This is a genomic window from Trebonia sp. (assembly GCF_049794275.1).
Classification (GTDB): domain Bacteria; phylum Actinomycetota; class Actinomycetes; order Streptosporangiales; family Streptosporangiaceae; genus Trebonia.
Genome location: NZ_JBARCR010000337.1, coordinates 1 through 9,677, shown reverse-complemented (window position 1 = coordinate 9,677; position 9,677 = coordinate 1). Strand labels below are relative to the sequence as shown.

At 67.1% G+C, this 9,677-nt stretch carries 11 protein-coding genes; 2 read left to right on the top strand and 9 right to left on the bottom strand.

Translation table 11 applies throughout. The annotated features are described in order from the left end of the window. The first annotated feature begins 778 nt into the window (after positions 1-778). Positions 779-2,056, top strand: a complete 1,278-nt coding sequence (locus WA805_RS09305) for a phosphatidylserine decarboxylase family protein (protein ID WP_422279321.1) — start codon at positions 779-781, stop codon at positions 2,054-2,056. An 11-nt stretch (positions 2,057-2,067) separates the two neighbouring features. On the opposite strand, the gene WA805_RS09300 is transcribed toward WA805_RS09305, so the two are convergent. The 3 genes from WA805_RS09300 to WA805_RS09290 are packed head-to-tail and all read right to left on the bottom strand — an operon-like array spanning position 2,068 to position 3,552. Then, the gene (locus tag WA805_RS09300) at positions 2,068-2,589 is read right to left on the bottom strand and encodes a hypothetical protein (protein ID WP_424560400.1); all 522 of its coding nucleotides are present in this window, start codon (positions 2,587-2,589) and stop codon (positions 2,068-2,070) included. Positions 2,590-2,617: 28 nt separating this feature from the next. After that, entirely contained in the window at positions 2,618-3,370 is a 753-nt protein-coding gene (locus WA805_RS09295; protein WP_422279325.1) for a DUF1990 family protein, read from the bottom strand. Next, positions 3,370-3,552 carry a hypothetical protein gene (locus tag WA805_RS09290; RefSeq protein ID WP_422279327.1) on the bottom strand — a complete coding sequence of 61 codons (183 nt, stop codon included), beginning with the start codon at positions 3,550-3,552 and terminating at the stop codon, positions 3,370-3,372. Before WA805_RS09290 ends, WA805_RS09295 begins: the two co-directional genes overlap by 1 nt. 111 nt (positions 3,553-3,663) lie before the next feature. On the opposite strand from WA805_RS09290, the gene WA805_RS09285 reads away from it, so the two are divergent. Further along, positions 3,664-4,362, top strand: coding sequence for a DUF1990 family protein (locus tag WA805_RS09285; protein WP_422279329.1), 699 nt, complete (start codon positions 3,664-3,666; stop codon positions 4,360-4,362). Positions 4,363-4,371: 9 nt separating this feature from the next. On the opposite strand, the gene tal is transcribed toward WA805_RS09285, so the two are convergent. From tal to WA805_RS09255, 6 genes are all read right to left on the bottom strand, one after another. Next, positions 4,372-5,496 carry a transaldolase gene (gene tal / locus WA805_RS09280; RefSeq protein WP_422279331.1) on the bottom strand — a complete coding sequence of 375 codons (1,125 nt, stop codon included), beginning with the start codon at positions 5,494-5,496 and terminating at the stop codon, positions 4,372-4,374. A gap of 91 nt (positions 5,497-5,587) precedes the next feature. Then, positions 5,588-6,571: a YihY/virulence factor BrkB family protein gene (locus tag WA805_RS09275; RefSeq protein ID WP_425242138.1), complete on the bottom strand. Its 984-nt coding sequence runs from the start codon at positions 6,569-6,571 to the stop codon at positions 5,588-5,590. Positions 6,572-6,627: 56 nt separating this feature from the next. Further along, on the bottom strand, positions 6,628-7,212 hold the full coding sequence (locus WA805_RS09270; RefSeq protein WP_422279335.1) for a DUF3618 domain-containing protein: 585 nt from the start codon (positions 7,210-7,212) through the stop codon (positions 6,628-6,630). Continuing rightward, complete coding sequence (locus WA805_RS09265) at positions 7,209-7,631, bottom strand: phage holin family protein (protein ID WP_422279337.1); 423 nt, start codon at positions 7,629-7,631, stop codon at positions 7,209-7,211. The genes WA805_RS09270 and WA805_RS09265 overlap by 4 nt, the downstream gene beginning before the upstream one ends. Next, positions 7,628-8,263, bottom strand: coding sequence for a hypothetical protein (locus WA805_RS09260; protein WP_422279339.1), 636 nt, complete (start codon positions 8,261-8,263; stop codon positions 7,628-7,630). Before WA805_RS09260 ends, WA805_RS09265 begins: the two co-directional genes overlap by 4 nt. A 490-nt stretch (positions 8,264-8,753) precedes the next feature. Next, complete coding sequence (locus WA805_RS09255; RefSeq protein WP_422279341.1) at positions 8,754-9,623, bottom strand: TetR/AcrR family transcriptional regulator; 870 nt, start codon at positions 9,621-9,623, stop codon at positions 8,754-8,756. Between the last annotated feature and the right edge of the window lie 54 nt (positions 9,624-9,677).

Here is a 9,677-nt window from a genome sequence, read left to right as displayed (position 1 = left end):
GTGCCTCGATCGACCTGCTAGGGCATGACGGCTTGCTGCGGACAAGTTAGATACCTAATTCTCCGCCCGGTCCCTGGCTACTGTCTCTCATCCCGGGAACTTCCAGCCCAACGCCGGCGCCGCTCTCACGGGCAGGCACGGTACTGGTATTCCTGGGGTGCTGGTCGCCTGTCGGCACTCCGGGCAGGTCGGCGCCGTCCTCGACGTCGAACGCCAGGCCTTCCGGCCGCTCCGTGTTCTCCGAAGGGGTGACAGGCACAGGGTTAGGGGTCACTCCAGCGCTTTCCCGGTGCTGGTCAGTCATGGATCCACCCTTCGCTAGACCCGTCTGCTACCCCGCCCCGCCCGATCCAATCCGCGGCGGTCCCATGACGGCCGCACCAGTACGGACGCTGGGCGGCGGCCGGATCATCGTGACGTCCTCGGTCAGTGTCCGCAGGTCGCGGTCTTCGGGCACCGTTTGAATGCGGCCAGTAAGACGGCGGTCTCCGCAGGCACGTTCCTGCCGCACCCGATGCGTTCCCATCACCGTTCCCCCTTGGCCCTCGATGGGACGGGCTGCGAGCGGCGGCCGCGAGAGCTGCCCCGAACTAGATAGTCTGCATGCCTCCGGCGGTTCTCCTGTCGGCAGGCGCGTCCGGGCGGTAGGGGTGAGGAACCATGTCAGAAGTACCCCTGCGATTCGGCCACCACAGCGCCTGCAGCGCTGTCCGTCTGCCGAGCCAACTCGCCGTGGCAGTGCAGGTTAGATGACGCCAGCGATGGAGAGTTGCCTGCCATGGCGGATTCCTTTGCGGCTGCTTACTCCCCAGCCGGGGACGTGCGGCGTCAGGGCGGCTGGCTGCCGGACAGCCAGGATGACCTTGAGGCATGGCTGACCGGCCACCGGGAACGCGTAGCGGCCAAGGGTGAGGGGGTCGCGCTGCACCCCGTGCTCGCCGAGTTCCAGGCTCTGGTCGACAGCGATCCGGTGGTGCGCATGTACCTCAGCGAGATGATCGCCCAGGTGCCGCGGAACAGGCAGTACCGCAATCGGCACCTGGAAAGCGTGCCGCAGCTGCTGCAGCTGGTCAACGAAGTGCTGACGATGGCCCCGGAATACAACCAAGACGCGATGGTGGTCCTGCCGCTCGGCGCGATCCTCGACTGGACCATGGGCACGCCGGCCGGCTTCGCCGCCTTCCGCGACAGGCGGATCAACACGATGCTCAAGAAGGTCTTGGGCGTGTGGTGTGAGTTTCTCAGCAGCGGCGACTCCCGCTACGTCCTGAACGACTCGCCGTCTGGCTGGAAGGGCGAGGCCGCCAGGCGGGCCATCGGCATCGAGCAGTACCAGCACGATCCCGGGGACGAGTACTGGGGATTCACGTCGTGGAACGACTTCTTCACCCGGCGCCTGGCCGACGGCGCGCGCCCGGTCGCCTCGCCTGACGACGACAGCGTCATCGTCAGCGCGTGCGAGTCCACCCCGTACGGCCTGGCCGTGGGTGTCCAGCGCCAGGATCGGTTCTGGATCAAGAGCCAGCCGTATTCGCTGCAGGACATGCTGGCCAACGACGAGTGCGCGGATCATTTCATCGGCGGGACCGTCTACCAGGCTTTCCTGAGCGCGACCAACTACCACCGGTGGCACAGCCCGGTAGCCGGGACGATCGTGCGGGCCTTCGTCCAGGAAGGCACCTACTACTCCGAGCCTGACTCCGAAGGCGCCGACGCGGTCGAGCCCCGGTATTCACAGTCGTACCTGGCGCATGTCGCAGCGCGGGCGGTCATCCTGATCGAAGCCGACAATCCCGTCATCGGCTTGACAGCATTCGTGCCAGTCGGGATGAGCGAAGTATCGTCCTGCGTGATCGACCCGGCGATCCAGCCCGGCTACCACGTCGCCAAAGGCGAGGAACTCGGGTACTTCCAGTTCGGCGGCTCGACTCACTGCCTGGTCTTCCGGCCGGGCGCGATCGCTGACTTCTCCCTGACGGCGCTCCCGCAACCGCACAACCCGCACCCTCCCCTGGTACGAGTCCGCTCCAGGCTCGCCACCGCAGCGTCAGGCTGAACCCGCGGCCGTCAGCGGGCGTCGCCGACGAGCACCTGAGCCGCGATGCGGACCCGGAGGCTTTCCAGCTCGTCCGACTGCCGGGCCGCCCGCGCGAGGAACTCGTCCAGCTGCCCGGTGTCGAGCCTGCTGTCGTGCTCGGCGACGGCACGGAGGGTCCGCCATCCGGCGGCCTTGCCTTCAACGCCGAGCCGGAGCATCTCCGTCTCTTCGAGATCGCTGAGCGGAGACCGCGTGAGCAGGTGCCCGTTGAGCTTAAGGCGCCCGGCCTTCTCGCCGGCCCACGCCGCGAACATCTTGTAGCCGCGGACCTTGATCTGCAGGGTGGTCATGATCGTGATGAGGGCAGACCGGTCTGCCGCGATCTCGCTGACCAGCCTTTCCCGGACCGTGGCCGACTCGGATCCCGGCTCAGCGGAGGCAGCCATCCGCCGCACCAGCTCCAGGCCGACGGTGGCGCCGGCCAGGTGGTCGTTGAGGTAGACCCCGAGAAGGTCTTGTTCCGTGCGCTGTGTCGTTTTCGTAACCATCATCTACTCCTTCCCGCACGGAGCCGTCTATTCAGCTTCCGGGGTGAATCCACCCCTGGGCGAGCCGTTCCAGCCGATGCGGCCGGACGCCCCACGGAGCCAGCACGATGCCATCCGGCCGTACCGCGGGTGATGGCAGCGGTCGGCCGCGCTGCGCTGCGCGTACCAGCTCAGTGATCCGCACCTGGATGTTCCGGTAGAAGCGCCGCTGGGTCCAACGGCCAAACAGAAAGAAACCCAGCCGGACGATGGGGTTTCCGATGGGCGCGGGCCGCGAGTATCCCGCGACGCGGAACGCCACTTGTCCTGTCGTCAGGTGCTTGATCACCTCATAGCTGAGGCGGCCCTGCTCGAGGTGTCCCTCCAGCGTCTGGTAACACCAGCCCCACACGCGCTCCGGGCCGTCGCCAGCGTCCCGTTCTTCATCGATGACCCCGGTCACCCGGACGCCGAAGTAGAAGCGCAGGCCGAAGAATCGCCCCTCAAGGAGCATGTTCCGGCCGAGCAGCGCGCTGTCCCTGCGGTAGACGCCGCGCAGGATCCGCGCGTCGGCGAACTCGTACTCGCCGACCAGGTGGCATGCGGTCTCCCACAGCCCGCCGAGCTCAGGCGGACCAGGTCCCTCCCGGCCAAGCCGCGTGGTGCTGGAGTCGACGTGCCAGTGTCCCTCAGCAGCCTCGAAGCCGCTCTCTGGAGCGTGCGCCTGATCGTAGTTGACGCGCAGTCTAGACAGCTCATCAAGCGCGGCTACATCGTCGATCTGGCCAAGCAGCCGCTCGCGCACTACTCGGCGGCTTTCAATGAATCGCCCATCAGCCAGAACATTGGCGGCCACAGGCCGACGAACAGCGCCCGGCGTTCGGCGTTACCGCGCTCATCCTGGTCGACGGTCTTGGCCCGGATCCACAAGCCAATGCACAAGCCAATTGAGGCCATCGAGGTCGCGTAGAAGTGTGTGCTGTGCACCCCGGCCCTCCCCAGGGCTCCGCTCAACGTCATCGGTCATCCCCCCAGTCCTCGCCTGCGACCCCGCACCTGCGTCGCAGCAATGGCTGCCCGCTGTGTGACCATTTACGCATGACGACGGTAAGCCGCTCTGTCCGGCTGCGGACCGTCTTGGGCTGGCCGGTCGGGATCGCGGCAGTCAGCTGGCGCTACATGTGGCGCACGATTCCGCTGCACCGCTCCGAGGAAGCGGGCACGCGCGCGGACCTGCCCGGCCGCGTGTACGGTACCAGCGGGTTCGCGGACCGGCTGCAGCCGCTGGACGCGGGCGTTGGCCCGATGCTGCATCGCTCGTATGGGGTGCGGATCGCCGGAACCAGCATGGCTCCGTCAGCACTCATCGACCTGGTATCCGCCAGGCTGAACCAGGCTTCCCCCGAGATGGCGGTGTTTCGGAAGACTCGCGGCGCCCAGGGTAGCCTGCGGCAGGGCGATGAGTTCGTTGTCCGGATGCCTGGCCCGTGGGACGGGCCCGTGCGCGTGGTGCGCCGGGACGAGGCGTCCTTCAGGCTCGCGACGCTGGCCGGTCACCTGGAAGCAGGCGAGATCGAGTTCCGCGCCAAGCCGGACGGCGACGCCCTGCACTTCGAGATCGAGTCGTGGGCCAGGGCTGGCGACCGGCTGTCGGCTCTGCTGTACAACAAGCTGCGGCTGGCCAAGGAGATCCAGCTCAACATGTGGTCGCATTTCTGCATCCGCACGGCCCGGCTGGCTGGCGGGCGCCCGCAGGGTGGCATCACCATCAGGACCCGCTGGGTGCCCTGGGACTGACCTGCTGCTTTATGCCCGCTGGTGTTCCATCTCGGCTGCGACGGTAGCGCCAAGCTCGCTCCAGCTCTTGTCGAATTTGGCCAGGCCGTCGCGTTCGAGGTACGCGGTGACGTCATCGAAATCGATGCCCGCTGCCGCTAGCTGATCAAGGAAACTGCGGCTGCGGTCATAGCCTCCGGTCATAGTGTCGCCGCTGACTTGGCCGTGATCGGCGAAGGCTTCCAGCGTCGCGCCCGGCATGGTGTTGACGGTGCCCCGCGCGATCAGCCCGGCGACGTACTTGGTGTCTGGGTAGGCGGGGTTCTTGACTCCGGTGGAGGCCCACAGCGGCCGCTGCGGCCGCGCGCCGAGGCGGGCGAGTCGCTGCCAGCGCTCGCTGGCGGTCAGCTGCTCGTGGGCCTGGTAGGCCAGGCGGGCGTTGGCTATCGCGGCCGAGCCCTTCAGGGCGTCCGCCTCGGGCGTGCCGAGGCGGTCCAGGCGTGCATCGACCTCGGTGTCCACCCGGGAGATGAAGAAGGAGGCCACTGATCTGATCGCGGCGAGATCCAGGCCGACGGTGTGAGCCTGTTCCAGACCGCTGAGGTAGGCGTCCATGACAGCGCGGTACCGCTCCAGGGAGAAGATCAGCGTCACGTTGACGCTAATGCCCTGGCTGGTCGCCTCCGTGATCGCGGCCAGCCCTTCCTGGGTGGCGGGGATCTTGATGTAGAGGTTTTCCCTGTTCACTGTCGTCCACAGGAGGCGCGCCATCTCGGCGGTAGCCGCGGCGTCGTGGCTCAGCCGCGGGTCGACCTCGATGGACACGCACCCGTCAAGGCCGGCCGTCCGCACGTGCACCGGTGCCAGGATGTCGCACGCGGCGCGGACGTCGTCGGTGGTCACGATGAATACCGCTGTATCGACGTCCGCGTTGCCGGCGGCCAGGTCGGCCAGCTGCTCGTTGTATCGGTCGCCCCGGGAGAGGGCGGAGGCGAAAATCGTCGGGTTCGTGGTCACCCCGACGACGTGGCGGGCGGCGACGAGCGACCGCAGGCCGCCGCCGGCCAGCAGCTCGCGGGACAGGTCGTCCAGCCACACTGCCACCCCCGCAGCGGTCAGGTCGGCCAGCGGGTCATGTTCTGGGTGGTGAGTCATGTGCTTCCGTTCTGATGATCAGGAGGCTCAATTCGGCACTCGCAGCGCGGTGAGAACCGCCTACCGGGCCTTCGTGGGCTGGAAGAGCCTCTCAGCTTTGTGACTGCTTCTCTTTCTTCCGTAGCTTGCGGTCGTCCCGCAGTTGCGAGAAGGGCTCCTGCCCGGCTGGATGCCCGGCCGCCACGGCGCGGCCGCGCTCAAGCTCGGCGTTGAACTCGGCGCCGAGCAGGATGGCGACATTGGAGATCCACATCCAGATCAGGAAGATGATGACGCCGGCGAGGCTGCCGTAGACCTTGTTGTAGTGGCTGAAGTTGGCGATGTAGACGGCGAATAGAGCAGAGGCGACCAGCCATAGCACGACGGCGATGAAGCCGCCGGGGCTAACCCACTGGAAGCCGTGCTTGACGTTCGGGCTGGCCCAGAACAAGATGGCGAGGATCAGGCCAATAATGATCAGCAGCACCGGCCATTTGGCGATGTCCCAGACAGTGACCGCTGTCGAGCCGAGCCCGAGCACGTTCCCGACTTTCTGTGCCAGGCCGCCGGTCACGACCACGATGACGGCCGCCGCCACTAGCAAGATCATCGTCACCACGGTGACGCCCAGGCGGACCGGTGCGGTTTTCCAGATCGGTCGGCCCTCGGGCACGTCGTAAATGATGTTGGAGGCACGCATGAAGGCCGCGACGTAGTTGGAAGCCGACCACAGGGCGAGCACGATTCCAGCGATGCCCAGGATCCCGGAGGCTGCATGGCTGTGCTGGAGATTGGTGACATCGCTCATGATGATCGTCCGCACGGACGACGGCAGCGCCTTGCCCAGGTTAGTGATGAGCGGCTGGGTGGCCGACTTACCGAGAATGCCGAGCAGGGAGACTAGGACAAGAAGACCCGGGAAGATCGACTGGATGCCGAAATAGGTCAGCGCCGCCGCACGGTCCTGCAGGTCGTCGGCCTTATATTCCTTCAGGGCTCGCCTGGCAGCCGCGAGCCAGGACCCGCCGCTTAGATCTGTCGGGCCGTTCGGCGCATCGTCGGGGGCGCTGCTGTCCGTAGTCTGCGATCTGGCCATCCGCGATCACCCTCCTAACTTGTCGGCGTGGCGGTTGGATACGGCTGCCAGGGTGGTCAGTGGCGGCTGTCGGTTACGGTGTCGCGGGCTGCCCGTGCCTGATCCCGGACGTCGTGCGCCGAGCTGGCAGTCTCATCCTTGACGGCGGCGGTGGCGTCGGCCGCTGCGGCCTTGACCGACTCGGCTGCCTGCTTTGCCGAGTCCTGAAGGCCGGCCGCGGCGTCCTTGGCCGCGCCGGTGACGGCTGGCGCGGCGGTTTCCCTGACCTTCATCGCGGCACGCTCCTCGGCGCTGGTGGCCGGCAGAAGCGAGCCGGCGAGCCAGCCGACGCCTATCGCGATAAGGCCGACCGCCAGCGGGTTACCCGCCGCCTGACGGCGAAGGCGGTCTGGAGCCGCTGACGCCTTTTCGTGAACCTCCGATGCCTTTTCTCCCGCCGCGGAAGTCGTGCTGGAGACGGACTCTGACGCTGCACCCATGACCTTGTCCTTCACTCCGATTACGGCAGAACGTGCGCTGGCTGCCTTGCGTTTTGCGGCATGCGCCGGGTTGACCGTGTCGGCCAGCGTGTTGACGTCCTCGCTTAGGCTGATGCGGGTTTCCTCGATCTGCTCGCGAATCTGATCCGGATCGCTGGTCATGATGTGCCCTCGTTTCCTCTTATTGCGTCAGGAATCTTCTTCACCGTCTGCGCGGTCTGCGGGACGCCCGATACTGCGCTGATCTCCCGGCGCCCCATCAACCCGAGGATTGCCGCGGCGATTAGCCATATTGCCGCTACGATCAGCGCCGACCAGCCATGACCGGTGGCGTCGCCGATGCCCCACCAGGCGGCGACCGACGCGAAAAGCAACACCATGTAGCCGCTGATGCCTGCACCCGCCAGCATCCCGGCGCCCTTCCCGGCTCGGGTGGCTGACTGGCGGAGCTCGGCCTTGGCCAGCTCCACCTCCTGGCGTATGAGCGTGCTGAGATCCACGGCAACATCTGAGAACAGCTCGCCGACCGATGACCGCGAATCGGGCTGCGGCGGCAGGGTGGGATCGAATGGGCTGCTCACAGCGTGCCCTGACGGCCCGCCTGGTCATCAGTGACCAGGGGGCTCCGCTCGCCGTACGCCGGACCGGCCTCCCAGGCCGGATCACCGTCAGTTGGCGGCAGGCCGCTGGCCGGGCCAGAAAGGCCCGGCGTTTGGTCGCCGATGCCCGCAGCCGTTGCCGGTGGGTAGCTGTCCATGTCAGAGGGCAGGGCCGGCTGCCCGCTAAGCCGCTGCGTAGCTGCAGGCGCCGCAGCGGGATTATCGCTATTTGCGTCCTTAAGTCCTCGGGTGAGCCGGCCGGCCACGAGGCCCGCTCCCACCGCCAGGGCCAGGAATACCGCCGGCCTGCGGCGCGCGAAGGACTGCATCTCGTCCGCCACCTGGCTGGGCTTGCGGTCGTCCAGCCACTGCCCGGCATGACGGGCCCTCGAGGCCGCCTGACTCGCGAGGCTGGCGGCCATGCCGCCCTGGCCCGAGGCATCTGCCATCGAGCGGAGTTCATCACTGAGCGAAAACAGTTGATTCGCCAGCCGCTGCTGTCCCTGGGCCGCTTGCTCCTCCAGCTGGCCTTGAGCCTGGTGTAGCAGGTCCCTGCCCTGACGCCCGGCCTCCACCGCAACGCCCGAAGCCTGCTCCCGGGCAACGTCGGCCACGTGCTTTCCTGTCTGAATGCTGCTGTGACTCAGGTCGGTCGCCTGACTCTTAACGACGTCAGCCGTGCCCTGCTCCTCCGCCGATGCGGGTGGGAGCGGCTCGCCGCGCTGCGGCGGCGTAGATCCGGGCAGGTAATTGTCTGTCATCCGGGCTGTCTCCTCGATTGAGTGATTTGCGGCCGTCCGCGATCAGCGGCCCCGCGGCGGCGTCTGAGCCCGCTCGGGCCAGGTCCCCGTAAGCCGTCCGGCTGGCCCCCTCTACCCGCAGCCGGACGGCTTACGCATTAAACTTACATCAAAAGCTTCTCCGGGAAGCTTACGGCGTCCACTTAAAGGCATAGCCAGCCATCGTGCCCGGGGCAGCACCTCGGCCGCGAGGCCATCCACCGCCGGGGTTTCTCGCCCGTGTTGGAACCAGGATCAGGGAGATGGCACCGGCAGGAAAGATCAGGCAGACGGTCCTGGCAGGCAACGGCCGCGGTTTACGGCATCAATCCCGCCTGACATCCGGGTCGCCGGCCACGAACGCCGCAATGCGGTCAAGCATGTCTTCCAGGCCGCTTTCGAACTCCCGCTCCCACCGGTCTTGGGCGAGTCCCGCCGCTAGGCGGTGCACCGTCGGGAAACGCCTAGCGTCAATGCCGTCCGCGGGATCGAGCAGCTCGCGTGCGCTGTCGGCGTCCTGGAGTGCCTCTCGCTGCCCGGCAGAACGGGCGGGGCTCAGGCCGCCGATGACCGGATGGGCGGCTGCCTGCCCGGCGGATCCGCCGTCATCATCCGAAATAGTGTCGGTACCGGTGAAGGATCCGTCGCCCGGCTTCGGATCCCGTAGCGTCATGGCACTGGTTTCCAGCAGCAGGTAACCGAGCAGGAAGCCGTTGAACGTGCGGTAGGTGAACAGGACCTGCTCGTCGCTGAACCCCTCCCGGGCCAATCCGGTCAGCATCGCCTCGACCCAGCGCAGCGACCGAAGCGGCGGGTTCACCCACGGAGCCGCTGGCGGCCGGGTGGCAACCAGCGGGAAAGCATGGGGATGAGCCCGGGCGTAGCGGCGTACTCCGTGCGCTATACCGGCAAGGTACGGCCGCCACCCGTCCACCGGACGCAGCTGGACTTCCGGATCGTCGGCGAGCTCGTTGACGATCCGCTCCACCACCGCGTCGAACAGCTCATCACGGTCCTGGACGTACCTGTACAGCGACATCGAGCGAACCCCGAGCCGCGACGACACCGCCCGCATCGTCGCCGCTCCGATGCCCTGCTCATCCATCAGCTCCAGCGTGACCGTGACGATCCGGTCCAGCGACAGACCACGACCCGGCCGGCTACGGCGCCCGTGCCCGCCCTGTGCTCGTATCACCGGAACCTCACCTCATGACGACTGCTGTGATGTTAGCGGTTAGCCGCCATCGGA

Bases quoted from the DNA above. Each gene is read 5' to 3' on its own strand.
- WA805_RS09270 (WP_422279335.1), bottom strand. From the start codon at position 7,212: ATGACCAGCGATCCGGATCAGATTCGCGAGCAGATCGAGGAAACCCGC.
- tal (WP_422279331.1), bottom strand. From the start codon at position 5,496: ATGACTCACCACCCAGAACATGACCCGCTGGCCGACCTGACCGCTGCG.
- WA805_RS09285 (WP_422279329.1), top strand. From the start codon at position 3,664: ATGACGACGGTAAGCCGCTCTGTCCGGCTGCGGACCGTCTTGGGCTGG.
- WA805_RS09275 (WP_425242138.1), bottom strand. From the start codon at position 6,571: ATGGCCAGATCGCAGACTACGGACAGCAGCGCCCCCGACGATGCGCCG.
- WA805_RS09300 (WP_424560400.1), bottom strand. From the start codon at position 2,589: ATGATGGTTACGAAAACGACACAGCGCACGGAACAAGACCTTCTCGGG.
- WA805_RS09305 (WP_422279321.1), top strand. From the start codon at position 779: ATGGCGGATTCCTTTGCGGCTGCTTACTCCCCAGCCGGGGACGTGCGG.